General features: G+C 67.4%; 15 protein-coding genes and 1 tRNA gene. 14 read left to right on the top strand and 2 right to left on the bottom strand.

The genetic code is table 11. The annotated features are described in order from the left end of the window. Window positions 1–81: 81 nt before the first annotated feature. From KXZ72_RS08010 to KXZ72_RS07995, 4 genes are all read left to right on the top strand, one after another. On the top strand, window positions 82–1,515 hold the full coding sequence (locus KXZ72_RS08010) for an aminobutyraldehyde dehydrogenase (protein WP_226080028.1): 1,434 nt from the start codon (window positions 82–84) through the stop codon (window positions 1,513–1,515). A gap of 50 nt (window positions 1,516–1,565) precedes the next feature. Beyond that, a complete protein-coding gene (locus KXZ72_RS08005; RefSeq protein ID WP_226080026.1) occupies window positions 1,566–2,927 on the top strand; it encodes a flavin monoamine oxidase family protein in 1,362 nt (453 codons plus the stop codon). 134 nt (window positions 2,928–3,061) lie between these two features. Continuing rightward, the gene (locus tag KXZ72_RS08000) at window positions 3,062–3,946 is read left to right on the top strand and encodes a universal stress protein (RefSeq protein WP_226080024.1); all 885 of its coding nucleotides are present in this window, start codon (window positions 3,062–3,064) and stop codon (window positions 3,944–3,946) included. Then, entirely contained in the window at window positions 3,943–5,523 is a 1,581-nt protein-coding gene (locus tag KXZ72_RS07995; protein ID WP_226080022.1) for an APC family permease, read from the top strand. The genes KXZ72_RS08000 and KXZ72_RS07995 overlap by 4 nt, the downstream gene beginning before the upstream one ends. A gap of 71 nt (window positions 5,524–5,594) precedes the next feature. Here the strand turns inward: KXZ72_RS07995 and KXZ72_RS07990 are convergent, their stop codons facing one another. Beyond that, complete coding sequence (locus KXZ72_RS07990; RefSeq protein ID WP_226080021.1) at window positions 5,595–6,806, bottom strand: hypothetical protein; 1,212 nt, start codon at window positions 6,804–6,806, stop codon at window positions 5,595–5,597. A 235-nt stretch (window positions 6,807–7,041) separates the two neighbouring features. Between KXZ72_RS07990 and KXZ72_RS07985 the strand changes: the two genes are divergently transcribed. The 5 genes from KXZ72_RS07985 (at window position 7,042) to KXZ72_RS07965 (ending at window position 12,711) form a co-directional block, all read left to right on the top strand. Continuing rightward, on the top strand, window positions 7,042–7,650 hold the full coding sequence (locus KXZ72_RS07985) for a hypothetical protein (RefSeq protein ID WP_226080019.1): 609 nt from the start codon (window positions 7,042–7,044) through the stop codon (window positions 7,648–7,650). Window positions 7,651–7,969: 319 nt separating this feature from the next. Next, complete coding sequence (locus tag KXZ72_RS07980; protein ID WP_226080017.1) at window positions 7,970–10,141, top strand: cytochrome c oxidase assembly protein; 2,172 nt, start codon at window positions 7,970–7,972, stop codon at window positions 10,139–10,141. A gap of 17 nt (window positions 10,142–10,158) precedes the next feature. Next, a complete protein-coding gene (locus KXZ72_RS07975; protein WP_226080015.1) occupies window positions 10,159–10,755 on the top strand; it encodes a copper resistance CopC family protein in 597 nt (198 codons plus the stop codon). A 47-nt stretch (window positions 10,756–10,802) separates the two neighbouring features. Beyond that, window positions 10,803–11,366 carry a copper chaperone PCu(A)C gene (locus tag KXZ72_RS07970; protein ID WP_226080013.1) on the top strand — a complete coding sequence of 188 codons (564 nt, stop codon included), beginning with the start codon at window positions 10,803–10,805 and terminating at the stop codon, window positions 11,364–11,366. Window positions 11,367–11,427: 61 nt separating this feature from the next. Then, entirely contained in the window at window positions 11,428–12,711 is a 1,284-nt protein-coding gene (locus tag KXZ72_RS07965; RefSeq protein ID WP_226080011.1) for a Dyp-type peroxidase, read from the top strand. Window positions 12,712–12,762: 51 nt separating this feature from the next. On the opposite strand, the gene KXZ72_RS07960 is transcribed toward KXZ72_RS07965, so the two are convergent. Then, window positions 12,763–13,251, bottom strand: a complete 489-nt coding sequence (locus KXZ72_RS07960) for a YajQ family cyclic di-GMP-binding protein (protein ID WP_226080004.1) — start codon at window positions 13,249–13,251, stop codon at window positions 12,763–12,765. An 88-nt stretch (window positions 13,252–13,339) separates the two neighbouring features. Between KXZ72_RS07960 and KXZ72_RS07955 the strand changes: the two genes are divergently transcribed. The 5 genes from KXZ72_RS07955 to KXZ72_RS07935 all read left to right on the top strand — a co-directional run bounded on the left by KXZ72_RS07955 (window position 13,340) and on the right by KXZ72_RS07935 (window position 18,058). Then, window positions 13,340–14,128 (top strand): lytic murein transglycosylase, encoded by a 789-nt coding sequence (locus KXZ72_RS07955; protein ID WP_226080002.1) that lies wholly within the window; start codon window positions 13,340–13,342, stop codon window positions 14,126–14,128. A gap of 138 nt (window positions 14,129–14,266) precedes the next feature. Further along, window positions 14,267–14,348: transfer RNA gene (locus KXZ72_RS07950), tRNA-Tyr, on the top strand. Between the two features lie 203 nt (window positions 14,349–14,551). Further along, window positions 14,552–15,757 carry a sensor histidine kinase gene (locus KXZ72_RS07945; RefSeq protein ID WP_226080000.1) on the top strand — a complete coding sequence of 402 codons (1,206 nt, stop codon included), beginning with the start codon at window positions 14,552–14,554 and terminating at the stop codon, window positions 15,755–15,757. Next, window positions 15,754–16,374 (top strand): response regulator, encoded by a 621-nt coding sequence (locus KXZ72_RS07940; protein WP_226079992.1) that lies wholly within the window; start codon window positions 15,754–15,756, stop codon window positions 16,372–16,374. Before KXZ72_RS07945 ends, KXZ72_RS07940 begins: the two co-directional genes overlap by 4 nt. Before the next feature lie 127 nt (window positions 16,375–16,501). Beyond that, window positions 16,502–18,058: a DUF4822 domain-containing protein gene (locus tag KXZ72_RS07935; protein ID WP_226079990.1), complete on the top strand. Its 1,557-nt coding sequence runs from the start codon at window positions 16,502–16,504 to the stop codon at window positions 18,056–18,058. Window positions 18,059–18,142: the final 84 nt, after the last annotated feature.

Below are 18,142 nucleotides of genomic sequence, written 5' to 3'. Positions count from 1 at the left end.
TCGCCCGGGCCGTTTCCGCACTCGCGGGAACGGCCCTCCCCGCAGTACGGCCACAACATTTACAAGGGAGTAGGTCTGGTTATGACTCAGGACACGCTGAAAAACTACATCAACGGACGGTTTATATCCGCGCACGGCGAGAAGACGCTGAACGTGGTGAGCCCCGTGACCGAGGAGGTTGTGGCGCTCTCGCCGGTCTCCGATGAGACCGATGTGAACGCGGCCTTTGCCGCCGCCGAGGCCGCCTCCCGCACCTGGAAGCGCACCACCCCGGGCCAGCGTCAGCACGCGCTGCTGGCCCTGGCCGATGCGATCGAGGCCAATGCCGATGCGCTGGTGGCGGCCCAGGTGCGCAATACCGGGCAGCCGATCGAGACCGTGCGCGCCGAGGAGATCCTCACCGGCGCCGATCAGATCCGCTTTTTTGCCGGGGCCGCCCGCAACCTGGAGGGTAAGTCCGCGGGCGAATACGTCGAGGGCTTTACCTCGTTTGTGCGCCGCGAGCCGATCGGCGTGGTGGCGCAGGTCACGCCGTGGAACTATCCGTTCCTGATGGCGATCTGGAAGATCGGCCCCGCGCTGGCCGCGGGAAATACCATCGTCCTGAAGCCCTCGGATACCACCCCCGAGTCCACGCTGGAACTGGCGCGAATCGCCACCGGAATCCTCCCGGACGGCGTGCTGAACGTGGTGCTGGGGGATGCCAGCACGGGAACGCTGCTGACCGAGAGCCCGGTGCCCGGGCTGGTCGCGATCACCGGCTCGGTGCGCGCGGGTCAGGCCGTGGCCACCTCGGCCGCAAAAAACGTCCACCGTGTGCACCTGGAGCTCGGCGGCAAGGCCCCCGTCATCGTCTTTGAGGACGCCGATATCCCGGCGGCCGCCGCGGCCATCGCCGAGGCCGGCTACTTTAACGCCGGCCAGGACTGCACCGCCGCGACCCGGGTGATTGTGCACGAGTCGCGTCACGACGAATTTGTCCAGGCGCTGGTGGCCGCGGCCAATAACACCGTGACCGGCGGCCCGGAAAATACCGAGGCGCTCTATGGCCCGATGAATAACGTGAACCACTTCACGCAGGTTATGGATATCATCGCCGCGCTGCCCGCGAATGCCACCGTGGCCGCGGGCGGAACGCGCGTGGGGGATACCGGCTTCTTTATCGCCCCCACCGTGATCACCGGGGTGAAGCAGACCGATGACGTGGTGCAGAAGGAGAGCTTCGGCCCGATCCTCACGGTACAAAAATTCTCCACCGAGGACGAGGCTGTGGGCCTGGCCAATGACGTGGAATACGCGCTCGCCTCGAGCGTATGGACCGCGAATCACCCGCGCGCCATGCGCGTCTCGCGCGACCTGGACTTCGGCTGCGTGTGGATTAACACCCATATTGTTCTCGCGGCCGAGATGCCCCACGGCGGATTCAAAAAATCCGGCTACGGCAAGGACCTTTCGGCCTATGGCCTCGAGGACTACACCCGAATCAAGCACGTCATGACGAGTCTCGACGGCTAGGTGACCGAGACCATCCTCGGACACCAGGTGAACCAAGAGTAAGGAAAATAATGACTGAAATTACCCGCGACGTTGTCATCATCGGCGCCGGAGCCTCGGGCCTCACGGCCGCCACCGACCTGCGCAAGGCCGGGCTGAGCGTGGCCGTGCTGGAGGCGCGCGACCGCGTCGGCGGCCGCCTCTGGACGCGCGATATTGAGGGCGCCATGCTGGAGATCGGCGGCCAGTGGGTCTCGCCCGATCAGGAGGCCCTGATCGAGACCCTGGACACCCTGGGGCTCGGCACGTTCTCGCGCTACCGCGAGGGAGAGGCCGTATATATCGGCCGCGACGGCGAGAAGAAGCGCTATACCGGAGATATTTTCCCCGTGGATGCCGAAACCGCCGCCGAGATGGAACGCCTGATCGTGGTGCTCGACGAGCTCTGTGCCGAGATCGGGGCCACCGAGCCCTGGGCCCACGCCCGCGCCCGCGAACTGGACGAGATCACGTGGGAGCAGTGGCTGGAGGCCGCAACCGATAACGTCGAGGCCCGCGATAACATCGGCATGTTTGTGGCCGAGGCCATGCTCACCAAGCCCCGACACTCGTTCTCCGCGCTGCAGGCCATCCTGATGGCAGCCTCCGCGGGCAGCTTCTCCAACCTCGTGGACGAGGACTTCATCCTGGATAAGCGCGTGATCGGTGGGCTGCAGGGCGTGCCGCTGCGCCTGGCCGAGAACCTCGGCGAGGACGTCTTCCTGAACCAGCCCGTGCGCCGCCTGGAATATACCGAGGACGGGGTGCACGCATTTGCCGATGGCATGAGCGTGAAGGCGCGCTATGCGATCATGGCCGTGCCGCCGAACCTCTACTCGCGCGTGGACTTCCAGCCGCCGCTGCCGCGCCTCAAGCACCAGATGCACCAGCACATGTCGCTGGGCCTCGTGATTAAGGTGCACGCGGTGTATGACACCCCGTTCTGGCGCGAGGACGGCCTGTCCGGCACCGTGTTTAGCCCGTATCAGCTGGTGCACGAGGCCTATGACAATACGAACCACGAGGACCCCCGCGGCACGCTGGTGGGGTTTGTCTCGGACCGGCACGCCGATGCGGTCTTCATGACGGACGCCGCCGCCCGCAAGGAGGCCATCCTGTCCTCGATGGCCGAGTATTACGGCGAGCAGGCCAAAAACCCCGTGGTCTATTACGAGTCCGACTGGGGTGCCGAGGAGTGGACCCGCGGCGCCTATGCCGCGAGCTTTGATATGGGTGGCCTCTCGCGCTATGGCGCGATGCAGTCCACGCCCGTGGGCCCGATCTACTGGTCCTCGAGTGATCTCGCGGCCGAGGGCTATCAGCATGTGGACGGCGCGATCCGCGTGGGCCACGATACCGCCGCCACGATCATCGCCCGCGACGCCGGAAACTAGCGCCTCCGCGCTATCCGCCGGAGCATAACACCCGCATCAGCGAACGGCCGCCCGGCCACGGACCCCCGGTCCGGGCGGCCGTTCGCCTCCCCGAACCATCCCTCCACCCTTTCAACGAGGAAAGCGAGAGCCCCATGCACTACATCGTTGGCTATACCGATACCCCGTCCGGGCGCGATGCCCTGGCGTTGGCCGCGCGTCTTGCGCTGCCCAATGACGCGATCGTGGAGGTGGTGATGGTGCTGGACCGCGAGGAGCGCAACCAGCTTGTCCCTCCCTCGCCGGGCTATAACCGGCACCTGCATCAGCTCGCCGAGGGCTGGCTCGCGGAGGCCGCGGCCTCGCTGCCCGCGGAGGTGCGCAGCGCCACCCACGTCATCTATGCCGATTCCTTTGCCGAGGGCCTGACCCTCGCCGCCGAGGAACTCTCCGCCTCGCTCATCATCGTGGGCGCCGGCGGCGGCGGCATCCTGGGCCGTTTCACGGTGGGATCGGTGGCCAATGCGCTGCTGCACTCCTCGGTGATCCCCGTGGCCCTGGCCCCCTCGGGCACCGGCGACCTGCCGATGACCACGCGGCTGAGCCGGGTGACCTGCGCCGTGGGCCTGCGCCCGGGCGCCGATCGCCTGCTGGAGGCCGCCGTGATCCTCAGCCGCGCCGCGCAGGTGCCCCTGCGCCTGCTCTCGGTGGTGGCCCTGGACAGCCCGGGCGGCACCGAGGATACCGAGGCGCGCGAACGCGCGAGTGCCCACGCCGCCCAGGTGCAGGAGCGCTCGCGCGCGCTGCTCCCGGAGGATATCGCGGTGCATGCCGAGGTGGTGCACGGCAAGCGCATCGAGGATGCCGTGCTCACCGTGGACTGGGATCCCGCCGAGATCGTCCTGGTGGGATCGAGCCGCCTGGCCCGTCCCGCCCACCTGTTTTTGGGCTCCACCGCATCCAAGATGCTGCGTGAGCTCCCCGTGCCCATGGTTGTTGTCCCGCGCGACTCCGTGCTGACCCTCGGAGGCCGATCATGACCAATAACGGAGGCATGTCCAAGAAGGGCCTCGGCGCCGGTACCGTCGGGCTCGTTGGCGCAATTGTCATCGGAATCTCCTGTATCGCGCCGGCCTATACCTTCACCGGGGCCATCGGCCCCACCGTGGGGGCGGTGGGGACCCACGTCCCCGCGATCTTCCTGGTCGGGTTTATCCCGATGCTGCTGGTGGCCTTTGGCTATCGCGAACTGAATAGCCGCATGCCCGATAGCGGCACCTCCTTCACCTGGGGTGTGCGGGCCTTTGGCCCGTGGCTGGGCTGGATGAGCGGCTGGGGGCTGATCGCGGCCACCGTGATTGTGCTCTCCAATCTCGCCGGCATCGCGGTGGACTTCTTCTATCTGGCGCTCGCGCAGATCGTGAATAACCCGGATGTGGCCACCCTCACCAAAAACCCGTTTATCAACGTGGCCACATGCCTGGTGTTTATGGCGCTCGCCACGATGGTGTCCTATCGGGATATGAAAACCACCCAGAAGCTGCAGTATTTCCTCGTGGGATTCCAGATCCTGGTGCTGTTTATTTTTATCGCCGTGGCGCTCTTCCGCGCCTATTCGGGGGATGCCCCCAATTTCACCCCGATCCAGCTGGAATGGTTTAACCCCCTCGGCGTGGGCAGCATGTCTGCCTTTGCCGCGGGTGTATCGCTCTCGCTGTTTATCTTCTGGGGCTGGGATGTCATCCTCACGATGAACGAGGAGACCAAGGGCTCGCGCTCGACCCCGGGTAAGGCCGCGACGCTCGCGGTGATCCTCGTGGTGGTGCTCTACCTGCTGCTTGCGGTATCGATGATCTCCTTCGCGGGCGTGGGCGAGACCGGCTATGGCCTGCAAAACCCGGAGATCCAGGAGAACGCGTTCTTCTTCCTCGCCGGGCCGATCCTCGGGCCGCTCGCGATCATCGTCTCGATCGCCGTGCTGTCCTCCTCGGCGGCCTCGCTACAGTCCACGTTTGTGGGCCCGGCGCGCACGCTGCTGGCGATGGGCCACTACGGTGCGCTGCCCGCGCGCTTTGGCAAGGTACACCCGCGGTTCTTCACGCCGGGCTTTGCCACGGTGGTCTCGGCCATCGCGGCGAGCGCGTTTTATGCGATTATGCGCGTGGTCTCGGAGGCCGTGCTCCAGGATACGATCACGGCCCTGGGCATGATGATCTGCTTCTATTACGGGCTCACGGCATTTGCCTGCGTCTGGTATTTCCGTAAGGAGTGGTTCTCCAGCGCCCGGAACTTCTTTATGCAGTTCCTGTTCCCGGGCCTGGGCGGGGTGATCCTCGCGATCCTCTTTGTGATGACGATGGTGGATAGCTACGACCCCGATTACGGCAGCGGTTCCAGCGTATTTGGTATGGGCCTGGTCTTTGTGCTGGGGATCACGGTGATCCTGCTCGGTGTGATCGTGATGATCGTGCAGCGGTTCCGGCACCCGGACTTCTTCCTCGGCAAGACGCTCACCGCGGGTATCGCGGGCGATGCGGCCGAGCAGGAATCGGCCAGCGCCGATGCCGCGGAGGAGGCCCTGCGCGAGGAGGCGGCGGCACGCGAGCTGCGCGGCTAGCCCCGCCCCCAGATGGCACTGGCCACCCCCGCGCGGCGGGGGTGGCCAGTGCCGTGTGTGCGGACCTGCCGCTAGCCGCAGGTCCGGTTATCGTGGATCTGCCGGGCGAGGGCATCCGTGTGTTCGGTCATCGTGTACTCGCTATAGCGGGTATTTTGCAGATTATTATAGTTAGCCCCGAGGAAAAGCACCGCATAGGAGCTGGTGACCCCCTCATTAATAGCACCGGTAATACCGGGGGAGATGGTCTGGCAGGTAAGACCAATCAGATGATGGGAGAGCTCATGTTTGATCACATCCACAAATGATCGATTGCTGAGGGCTCCCGAGAAGTCTCCATAACCCTGGTTGATATAGATGATCTCGGGGGAAAAATAGCAGTATGCGGCGAGGAGTTCGTTTGCGGGCAGGATTTCCGGGGGCGTGCAGTATCGCAAAAGGTCGGACATCTCATAGTTCAGGCGAATACCGAAGTGGCTCGCGAGTTCCTCCGCGGAGGCCGCATAGTTGCCGTTGGCGTCCGGAGCCCCGGTGAACGAACGAGCGAAAGCCTCGGCTTCCGAGGTATCCACGATGGGACTACTGCCGTCAAGCTCGGAAATGCTGCCGTCCCTATTATTGATACGGACGGAGACGTTCAGGTCTTCGCCCGCCAGGAATCGACGCTCGTATTCTCGGGCTTGATCGCCGAGGTAGAGGATTCGCCCGTCCAGTTCGTCCGGGTCGGTGCTGGTATGCACGGATCCGGTCATGAAGGTAAACGCCGTCTTCAGATCCAGGAGGGTCATAGTGAAGGCGTGTGCATATTGCCGTCCCTCGACGGTCTGTGGGACAAGAGCGGCCGCGCCGCCGCCGGAATATTTCTCGAACATGGCGTCCACCTCGGCACGTGTGCTGGCAAAAAGCGGTCGCTCATCTAGGACATAGAGCGGGACCGGCTCGACGCTGGCGGAGAGCGTATTGGGGAGCGCCCCGTCGATCTGCCGCATCGCGCTATCCACGGTGCTCTGCACCATATTGATCACGAGCGAGACAACCACGATCATGCCGATGACCACCACGGCCACCACGATCAGGGCGCCGATCAGGCAGCCCCGGCCGCGCCGCGGGGGAGTCCCGCCCGGGTGCGAGGATTCGCCATAATGGGCCCCGGGATACGGCGCACCGGGTGCCTGCTGGGCCTGGCCGGGAATATAGGCCCCGGGCTGCTGATAGGCGCCGGGCCGGCCATAGGCGGGTGGCTGGGGCTGCTGCGGGGGCTGGCCCGGGGGTCCATAGGTCATAGTGGTGCTCCGATGCGCGTTGTGATGCGCGTGCTGATACCCGCGCCCGTGCACTGCCGTGCGTGAGTACCCTAGGCCAAACGATAAAATCGCGGCGGCCCAAAATACCGGAATGCACGCTCCCGGCGCGCGTGCCGATGCCGGGGCGGCCCCGGCCGCGCCGCGACCCGATCGCGGCCCCGCATCCCGCGCTGCCGGGCGGGGTCCGGGCGATTCTCCTCGTATAATGGGCCCTATGGACGGCTCGCGGCTTCAACGGCTCGCCCGTGGCGCGAGTGCCGCGGGGGTGGCCACGTTTGTGGCCCTCCTGTCCCATATCAGCGCCGGGGCCCCGATGCCGGGTGCCCTGGGTGTAATTGCCCCGCTGATGCTCTCGATCCCGGTCTGTGTATTCCTCGCCGGAAGGCGGCTCTCGGCGCTGCGGGTCTCGCTCGCCGTGGTGATCAGCCAGTTCCTCTTCCATACCCTGTTTATCCTGGGGGCCGGCGGAGGCACCGCCACCGCACCCGCGGGTGCACACGCCCATCACGGCCCCGTTCTGGTCACCGGCTCCACCGAGTCGCTGCATGCCGGCCATGTGGGCCCGGGAATGTGGGCGGCCCATGCGCTCGCCGCCTCCCTCACCGTGATCGCCATCTACCGGGGTGAGGCCGCGCTGCGCGCCCTGCTCACCCTCGCGGCCCTTGCCGTTATTCGCTTTATCGGTGTGCTGGGCCTGGCCCTGCCCGCGCCCGCGGGTATCCCCGCGTCCGCCGCGGCAAGCGCCGAGCGGGTCCTGTTGCCGCTGGGGATCTCCCGGCGCACCGAACCCCGCCGCGGCCCGCCCGCTCCCGCCGCCCTCTAGCGCGCCCGCAGAACAAAACCCCAACGCGGGTTTATACGTTCCCGCGCGCCCGCGGGGATCACCCTGCCCGCCCACGCGCCCCAAGACCGGAGCGCGCGGCCATCCCGCGCGTCCGCGCTCCCGGCACGGCCGGCGGGCCTGCGGGCAGTACCGCGGCGCATCATCCCGCCCGGCGGGCAGTACCGCGGCGCCTCCTTGCCCGCGGCGACCTCCCGCGCGCGGGAGGACTCCGTCCCCGAACGCGCCTCCCCTCCCACTCCCTGGATTCCTCACGCCCCCGTCGGGCGTACCCGAAACACCCCGGAAGGAGCCACCACCCGTGGCCTCAGCAGATCTCCCGAGCGGCATAGCCGCCGCCCCGCCCCGCGCGGGCGTGCCCCCACAGATCGACCCGCCCCCGGAGCGCACGCTCCCCGCGCGCAGCACCGCCGAGAAGCTGCTGGTGCTGGGCGTGCCGATCGCGCTGCTTGCCGCCGTCGCCGGCCTGCTGCTGACCGGCCCCCTGGACGAGGGCCGGCTGCTCTCCGATCCCGGCAATCTTGTGCTGTGGGGCCTGCCGCTCGCGCGGGTCCTGCACGATGCCTCCGCGAGCGTCACGATCGGCCTGCTGATCCTGGCCACCTTTATCCTGCCCGGGCAAAAGCGCATCCCCGGCCGGGTCAGCCGGGTGCAGGCCACCGCCGTGCGCTGGGCCGGGCGCGCGGCCGCGTGCTGGTTCCTCTCGGCCTGGGCCGTGCTGGCCTTTACCGCCGCGAATACCTTTGGCACGCCGCTGACGGCCCCGAGCTTCCCCGGCAACCTGGTGATGTATATGACCCAGATCGACCTGGGGCGGGCGATGAGCCTCTCGCTGGCCTGCGTCACCGTGGTACTGATCATGGTGTCCCTCGCCCGCCGGCTGTCCTGGATGGCCTGCGCCAATTTTCTCGCCGTATTTGCGCTGCTACCACTCTCGCTTGCGGGGCATGCCGCGGGAACCGATGAGCACGGCAATGCCGTGAATAGCCTCGCGCTGCACCTGATTGGTGTCACCGCCTGGGTCGGCGGCCTGGTCGCGGTGATCCTGCTGCGCCGCCAGTCGGGCCGCGCCTTCCCCACCGTCGTGGGACGCTATTCCACCCTCGCCGGCTGGGCCTTTGCCGCCGTGGCATTCTCCGGGATCGTGAACTCCTCGCTGCGCCTGGGCGGCCCCGCGGAGCTGCTGACCACCGGATACGGGCAACTGCTCTCCGTGAAGATTCTGATCCTGATCCTGCTGGGTGTACTGGGCGCCCGCTATCGGCTGCGGATCATCCCGCGCCTGCGCGAAAATCCGCGCTCGCGCGGCGTATTCCTGCGCTTTGCCGTGGCCGAGGTGCTGTTTATGGCCGTGGCGATGGGCCTCTCGGTTGCGCTCTCTCGCAGCTCCCCGCCGGTTCCCCAAAATCCGATCCCCCTCGCGGGCGAGGTGGATGCGCTGGCCCGCCGCGCCCTGCTGGGCTTCCCCTTCCCCGAACCCGCAACCGGGTGGACCATGCTCACGTCCTTCCATGCCGACTGGCTGTGGATCGCCGCGGCCGTGGTGGGCGCGGGACTCTATCTGCGCACGGTCCTGCGGCTGCGCCGCCGCGGGGATTCCTGGCCGCTGAGCCGCACGATCTGCTGGGTGGCCGGCTGTCTCATGCTGATCTATGTCACCAGCGGCGGCCCCGGCGTCTACGCCGAGGTGAGCTTCAGCACCCACATGATGCAACACATGGGGCTGATGATGTTTGTCCCGCCGCTGCTGGTGCTTGGCGGCCCGGTGCTGCTGGCCCTGCGCGCGCTGCCCGTGCGCACCGATGGCGGCCGCGGCCTGCGCGAGTGGATCCTGGTGCTTGTGCACTCGCGCTATCTGCGCTTCCTCTCGCGCCCCGCGGTGGCCGGAATCATCTTCGCCGGCAGCCTGATCGTGTTTTATTACACGGGCTGGTTCCAGTGGGCGATGTTCACCCACGAGGGCCACTTCCTGATGACCGTGCACTTCCTCGCCAGCGGCTACCTGTTTTTCTGGGTGCTGATCGGCGTGGACCCGGGCCCCACCCGCCCGCTCTTCCCGATGCGGCTGGTGCTGCTGCTGTCCACGCTGGCCTTCCACGCCTTCTTTGGGCTTGCGCTGATGTCGGGCACCGAGATCCTCGGCCTGGACTGGTGGACAGCGATGCGTTATACCGATCACGCCGCGCTGCTGGCCGATCAGCGCGTGGGCGGCGGCGTGGCCTGGGGCACGGGGGAGTTCCCCACCGTGCTGGTGGCGATGGTGGTGGTGGCGCAGTGGATGCGCAGCGAGGAACGCGCCGCAAAACGCTATGACCGCGCGGCCGACCGCGATGGCGACGCCGAATTACGCGCCTATAACGCGGCGCTGGGCGAGATCGGCGAGCGCGATGAGCGCGCCGGTTTCCCCGCGCCCGCCACCACGGCAGCGCCCCCCGAATCCGCACCCCCGTCCGAGACACCCACCGACCGATGACCCCCAAAAGGACCCCGATGACCATGCCCTTCTCCTCCCGCCGCACCCGGCCGCTTGCGCTTGCCGCGCTTGCGCTTGCGCTGCTCGCCCCGCTGCTGATGCCCTCCCCGGCCATGGCCCACGATCAGCTCCTCACCTCGACCCCCGGCGAAAACGCCGTGCTGGATACCGCCCCCGCCGAGGTCGCCCTGACCTTCTCCGATAGCGTCCTGACCGTCGGGGCCGTGGTGATGGTGGTGGACTCCGGCGATCGCGACTGGGTGCGCGAGGCCCCCACCCTGTCCGGTTCATCCGTGACCGCGACCCTGAACCCCGAAATGCCCGAGGGCCACTACGAGATTAAGTGGCGCGTGGTGTCCTCCGATGGGCACCCGATCAGCGGCGTGGTGCCCTTTAACGTGGGTCACGGCGAGCCCGAGCCCGCGGCTCCCCCGGAGCCCGTTATCTCCCCGTCCGCCGAGCCCGTGGCCTCCCCGGCCCCCGCCGCCGAGGCGGGAGCCTTCGCCCCCGGCTCCCCCCTGCGCCTGGCCGCATTTGGCCTGGGCGGCGCGCTCCTGGCCGGCGCGATCGCGCTCCTCGTGGCGCGCGTGCGCCGCACCCGCCGCCCCCACTAAACCCGTTCCCCGCTCCATTCCAATCCGTTTTATCCCTAGGAGACATCATGAAGAACACCACCACCCGCACCCTGATCCTCGGCGCCGCCGCGCTGCTCGCCCTGAGCGGCTGCTCCGCCGCGGCCCCCGAGGCCACACCCGCCGCCTCCCACTCGGCGGCCAGCGCCGCCGATTCCGTGACCGTGCACGACGGCTGGATTAAGGCCGTGGACGGCGGCATGAGCGGCGCGTTTGGTGACCTGCGTAATGCCGGCGAGAGCGATATCATCCTGGTCGGCGCAACCACCCCGGCCGCCTCGATGGTGGAGCTGCACGAGACCGTGGATAACGGCTCCGGGGCCATGGTTATGCGCGAAAAGGACGGCGGATTCACGATCCCCCGCGGCGGCGAGTTTAAGCTCGCGCCGGGCGCAAACCACATCATGCTGATGGGCCTGACCGGTCCGCTTTCCCCGGGGGAGACCGTGAGCCTGACCCTGACCTTCTCCGATGACTCCACCCAGACCATCGACCTGCCCGTGAAGGACTATGCCGGGGCAAACGAAAACTATGAGGGGGATACCGATCACACCGAGTCCTCGGAGACCCCCGCGCCGAGTCACGCACACTAATCAACCCCGCCGGCGCCCCGCCCGGGGCGCCGGTCCCATCCCAACCCGAGGACTGCGCATCATGGCACAAGACGATCCCTCCACAAACCGCCCCGCGGCCACCCCGGACCCCGCCGCACCCCGCCCCGGCCTGACCCGGCGCGGCCTGCTCTGGGGCGGTGCCGTCGCCGGGGTGGGCGCCGTGGCCGCGATCGGCGCCGATCTGGCGCTGAACCGCGCGGCCCCCGCCCCCGCGCCGAGCGCCGATCCCGAGGCAGCGCCGGCCGGGCTGCACGGCCCGCGCACCGAACCGTTTTATGGTGCCCGGCAATCGGGCATCGAGACCGAACCGCAGGCCCACGGCTCGCTGCTCGCGATCGACCTGCTGCCCGGCACCACCCGCGCGGACGCGATCCGCCTGCTGCGCATCCTCACCGATGACGCCGCGCGGCTCTGCGCGGGAACCGCCGCGCTCGCCGATTCCGAACCCGAGCTCGCGCGCGTGCCCTCCCGGCTCACCGTGACCTTCGGATTTGGTCCGCGCATCGCGGCGCTCGCCCCGGAAAAGGCCAGCCCGGAGTGGCTGCGCCCGCTCCCGGCCTTCGGCGTGGACAGGCTGGAGGAGCGCTACGGGGACGGCGATCTGCTGATCCAGGTCTGCGCCGATGACCCGCTCACCGTGGCCCATGCCGTGCGGATGCTCCTCAAGGACACCCGGGCCTTTGGCACGCTGCGCTGGCATCAGCGCGGCTTCCGGCGGGCCCATAATTCCGAGAAGCCCGGCACCACGATGCGTAATCTCTTTGGTCAGGTGGATGGCACCGCCAATCCCGTTCCCGGCACCGCCGATTTTGCCGAGGTGGTCTGGATTAACGCCCCCGGCTCCTGGCTGGATGGCGGCACCGGCTATGTGCTGCGCCGGATCGATATGGACCTGGATAAATGGGATCGCCTGGATCGCGAGGGCCGCGAACAATCGGTGGGCCGCCGGATGGATACCGGCGCCCCGCTCACCGGCACGCGCGAGCATGACGAGCCCGATTTTGCGGCCACCACCGCGATCGGCTTCGCCGTGATCCCCGAGTTCTCGCATGTGCGCCGCACCCGGATGGCCGATACCCGGCAGCGCATCTTCCGCCGCGGCTATAACTATGACGAGCCGCCCACGGGGGAGGGGATCTCACATTCGGGGCTGCTGTTTATCAGCCTGCAGGCCGATGTGGACGCCCAGTTTGTGCCGATTCAGCGCAGCATGGACGAGCTGGACCTGCTGAATGAGTGGCTCACCCCGGCGGGGTCGGCGGTTTTTGCCATCCCGCCGGGCTGCCGCGAGGGCGGCTATATCGGCGAGACCCTGCTGGGTTAACCACCGCGTGCCGCACCCCTCGGGGCGCGGCACGCGGTATTACGTGATGATTTAGCGGAAGTTGAGGAACTGCAGGTCGATATCCAGATCGCTTCCCTTGAGCAGTGCGATCACTGCCTGCAGGTCGTCGCGGCTCTTGGACTGCACACGCAGCTCATCGCCCTGGATCTGGCTCTTCACACCCTTGGGGCCCTCATCGCGGATGATCTTATTGATCTTCTTCGCGTTTTCCTGGGTGATGCCGTCCTTAAGCTCGGACTCGATCCGGGTCTCCTTACCGCTGGGGTAGGGCTCACCCGAGTCGAGGCTCTTCAGCGAGATGCCCCGCTTAATGAGCTTGGACTGGAATACATCGAGGATGGCCTTGGCCCGGTCCTCGCTGCTTGCCTTAATCATGATCTTCTCGCCGCTCCACTCAATGGAAGCGCCGGTGCCCTTAAAATCGTAGCGCTGCTCGATTTCCTTTTGGGCCTGGTTCAGGGCGTTATTCGCCTCCTGCTTGTCGACCTTGCTGACGACGTCAAACGATGAATCTGCCATGCGGGTAAGTCTACGCGATCGCGGCGCGAAAATCCGCGGTTTTCCGCGGATGGCCCGCCCGGTCAGCGGTTCGTGATTCACTGAGGGGGTGAATGTCATCACCCCGCAGCACCGCCGTATGCGCCGCGCACCCGCCGCCGCGGCCCTCCTCCTCGCCCCGCTCCTGGCCCTCACCGCGTGTGCCACCCGCCCCGCGGAGCCCGGCCCCGAGCCCACGGAGGCCGCCGCGGAACCGGCCGCCGCCCGGCAATCGGCCACGCCCCCGCGCGCCGCGGAGCCCGACCGGCCGGGCATCGCGGGCCTCACCGATCCCGCCTGGATCGCCGAGACCGCCGCACTCACCGGCATCCCCGAGCGCGCCCTGCGCGCCTATGCCGGAGCCGCGATCACCAAGGCCGAGCAGATGCCGCAGTGTGGCCTGGGCTGGAATACCATCGCCGCGGTGGGCTTTGCCGAGAGCGACCACGCGCGCTATGGCGGCCGCACCCTGGGCGAGGACGGCCTGCCCTCCGAACCCATTTTTGGTCTTCCCCTGGACGGCCGCGGGGTGGAGGAGATTCCCGATAGCGACGGCGGGGAGATCGACGGCGATGCCGAGTTTGATCGCGCGGTGGGCCCGATGCAGCTAATTCCGCAGACCTGGCGCAACTGGCATGTGGATGCCGGGGCGGATGGCATCGAGGATCCGCAACAGATCGACGATGCCGTGCTGGCCACCGCCAATTATCTGTGTCGCGCCGCCGGCGAGGGCATGGTCTCGGACGCGGGCTGGCGGCAGGGCATCCGCTCCTATAACACCAACCCCGATTACCTGGTGAAGGTCTCGGCGGAGGCCACCCGCTTTGCCGATCTGATCGGCACTGCGCCGGCCCCCTAGGCGGGTGCGCGCGCGGGACACGCGGCGACTCGCGCGAGATTCCGAGGTTTCCGGCGCCGATTTTACGTTGGGGCACTTCACCGGTTAGGATTATCACGCGCCTTCGGTTGGCTGTAGAAGTTTGGTCGAGCGCGCATTGGTGGATTACCCAAGCGGCCAAAGGGATCTGACTGTAACTCAGCTGTCGTAGACTTCGGGGGTTCGAATCCCTCATCCACCACATGGGTAAAAAATAGCTTCTCGCCGGGTGTTTATCACCCCCGCGAGGGGCTATTTTTTTTCTCCCCGTGAGACGCTTTGCGCCGGGCGGCGGGTGTTTTGCGCGGGGAGCGTCCATACTTAACCGCAAGCTCGGATATCCGGTGCTGTCCCGCCTGCGGCACGATCCCGTGCCCGCCGCCCCGAGAGGCCCGGAGGTACCCGATGAATCCCCGTACCCGCCGCCGCCGGAACCTCGAGATGCGCGCCGTGAATATCGCGGTGGATCTGGGCTTTGCCGTGCTGCTGGGCATCTGTGCCGCGCGCTATTTCAGCCGCCACAGCGCCACCGGCATCGGATTAGTTGTGGTGATCCTCGTAGCCGGGGTGGCCCTGAGCTATGCCGCGGCCGTGCTCGGCGGGCGGCGGGCCCGCGAGGACGCACCCCTCGCGGGCGCGATCCGCCTGCGCCGGGGCGTGGGCATCCTGATCTCGGTGGGCCTGTGGATCCCGCTGACGATCATCGCGCCCTCCTTCGCGTGGTGCGCCTTTGCCCTGTTTTTTGCCGTGCATCGGGTGCTGCGCGGGCGCGTGGCGCTCTGGGTATCGCTGCTGATCGTGGTCTCGGTGAGCGTGGGGCTGCTGCTGATGTCGCGCGGGGACGATCCGGGCCTGGTCCTGGGGCCCCTGGTGGGCGGCCTGGTGCTGGCCTATGCGTTTTCGGCGCTGGAATCCGCGCTGGCAGCGGAGCGCTCGCTGAACTCCGAACTGATCGAGGCCCGGTCCCGGCTCGCCCAGGCCGAACGCTCCGCGGGGGCGCTGATCGAACGCAATCGGATGGCGAGTGAACTGCACGATACCGTGGTGCAGCGCACCGCGAGTGCCCTGATGCTGCTGGAGACCGAGGACCTCACCGGTGGGTCCTCCTCCGATGCGCTGGTGGAGGCCAAGAGCGCCCTGCGCGAATCGCTGATCGAGACCCGACAGCTGATGCACGGCCTCACCTCCCCGCGCGCCGAGGACGCCCTCGCGGATACCCTGCGCGAGATAGCGGAGGAGTTTGGGGCCCGCTTTGAGCTGCACGGGAGCGTGGCGGCTGTATCCACCCCGATCGCGCACGCGCTGCAGCGGGTGTCGCGCGAGGCCCTCCAAAATACCCGCAAGCATGCCGGGGCCGACGCGGTGCTCCTGATGCTGGTATTTTCCCCCGGCGTGGTTCAGGCGATCGTGAGCGATAACGGCACGGGGTTTGACCCCGCGGCCGCGGCCTCCCCGGATTCCTCCGGGGGCTTTGGCCTGCGCGCGATGGCGTGGCGGATGAGCACCCTGGGCGGCACGCTCAGCGTGGACTCGAGCCCCGGAGCGGGGACCAGAATTTTTGCGAGTGTGCCCCTGACCGACGGGGGCGCGGGGGAGGGACGGCGTTCATGATTCGAATTCTGCTGGTGGATGACCACCCAATTCTGCGGCACGGAGTGAGCGCACTGCTCTCCACCCAGGAGGATTTTCAGGTGGTCGCGGAGGCCGGATCGCTGGAGGAAACCGCGCGCGCCCTCACCCGACACGAGGTGGACCTGGCGCTGGTGGACCTGGACCTGGGCACCGGAAACCCCGGGGGCATAGAGGTGACAAAAATGATTCGCCGCGAGTTTAGCCAGACCCGGGTGATCATCTTCAGCGCCTATGACGCGGATGCGGATGTGGTGCGGGCCCTGGATGCCGGCGCCTCCGATTATCTGGTCAAGGACACCCAGCCCACGCAGCTCTTCCGCGTGCTGCGGCTGACCGCGGGCGGGGACGGCTCGCCCTCGGGCAACCTCACCCACCTGCTGCGCCGGCAGAACGATCCCGAGGCACTCACGGCCCGCGAGATCGAGGTGCTGGGGGGCGTGGCCGCGGGCCTGTCCAACCGGGAGCTCGCGCGGGAGCTTTTTATCAGCGAGGCCACGATTAAAACCCATCTGCACCACTGTTTCACCAAGCTGGGCGTGGATAACCGCCAGGCCGCGGTGGCCCTCGCGCTCAAGCGCGGACTGATCCGAATCTGAACGGCGTCAACCTCAACCTATTGATTGATCCCCCCGTGTGGGGGGATGGGTAGCGTTTATGGTGCGGTTCGCCGCGCGCGTGCCGCAGGCCGGTTTTCGCGTCAGTTTTTAGCAAAGGAGACAGCCCGTGAGCATTAGTGCCGCGTTTAAACGAAAACCAGTCATCGCACTGTCCACCGTCGCCCTGGCGACCCTGTGCCTGCTTCCCGCGGGTACCGCCTACGCCGGAACCCTGCAGGCTCCCGCGGGTGTATCCGCCGCCGTTACCGCGGATCTTCTGACCCCGTCCGAGCAGCTCATGGCCACGCCGTGGCTGACCACCGGTGCGGTGAACGAGCTGGGTGAGGCCGTGGATCTCGCCGATCCCGCCGTCTCAAACTTCGTGGGCTGGGCCTATTACAAGGCCGATGGCACGTTCACGATGTATAACCTGGATGACTCGCCCAAGATGCAGGGCGACTGGACGGTGGCCGCCGATGGTTCCACGCGCACGCTGGTGGCCAAGGATGCCGCGGGCAACGTTCTGTTCACCCGTGTGGTTCCGATCACCGTGCTGGACGGCACCGAGTTCACCTACCGGATCATCCCGGATGCCAATGTGCCCAGCGTCTATTACGACATCGTGCACGCCCCCACCACCCACGTGGAGCCGGGAACGGTCACCCCGATTGAGAACGCCGCCGAGCTGCTGATGGCCACCCCGTGGGAGACCACCGGTGCGGTGAATGAGCTGGGTGAGGCCGTGGATCTCGCCGATCCCGCCGTCTCGAACTTTGTGGGCTGGGCCTATTACAAGGCCGATGGCACGTTCACGATGTATAACCTCGATGACTCGCCCAAGATGCAGGGTGACTGGTCGGTTTCGGCCGATGGCACCGAGCGCACTCTCGTGGCCAAGGATGCCGCGGGTAACGTTCTGTTCACCCGTGTGGTTCCGATCACCGTGCTGGACGGCACCGAGTTCACCTACCGGATCATCCCGGACGCCAACGTGCCCAGCGTCTATTACGACATCGTGCACACCCCGACCACCCACGTGGAGCCGGGAACGGTCACCCCGATTGCGAACGCCGCCGAGCAGCTCATGGCCACGCCGTGGGAGACCACCGGTGCGGTGAACGAGCTGGGTGAGGCCGTGGATCTGGCCGATCCCGCCGTCTCGAACTTTGTGGGCTGGGCCTATTACAAGGCCGATGGCACGTTCACGATGTATAACCTGGATGACTCGCCCAAGATGCAGGGCGACTGGACGGTGGCCGCCGATGGTTCCACGCGCACTCTGGTGGCCAAGGATGCCGCGGGTAACGTTCTGTTCACGCGTGTGGTTCCGATCACCGTGCTGAACGGCACCGAGTTCACCTACCGGATCATCCCGGATGCCGCCGTGCCCGGCGTCTACTATGACATCGTGCACACCCCCACCACCCATCCCGAGCCCGTAGCCACCACCACCCCCGGTGGTAACGCCGGAAACGGTGCGCTCCCGGGTGAGGCCGGGGCCGGCCAGGTGGACCCGCCCGCCGCGGGCGCCAATAACGGTGGAGGCCTGGCCTCGACCGGTGCCGACGGAGCACTCGCCACCCTGGCTGCCGGCCTGCTGGCCCTGCTGGGTGGGGCCGCACTGTTCCTGCGCCGCCGCAATCCCTTCGCCGCCCTGCTGAAGTCGGGCAACGCGGAGCTCTAGGGCGCCATGCGTCCCGGCCGGTTCCCTCGGGAACCGGCCACCCGCCGGGGTTCCGGCGCGGGCACGACCACTTCCGGGTCGTCT

The sequence above is a fragment of the Mycetocola spongiae genome (genome assembly GCF_020424085.1).
In the GTDB taxonomy this organism is placed as follows: Bacteria; Actinomycetota; Actinomycetes; order Actinomycetales; family Microbacteriaceae; genus Mycetocola; species Mycetocola spongiae.
The sequence above is the reverse complement of the archived record's forward strand: the minus strand, read 5'-3'. Positions and strand labels throughout refer to the sequence as shown.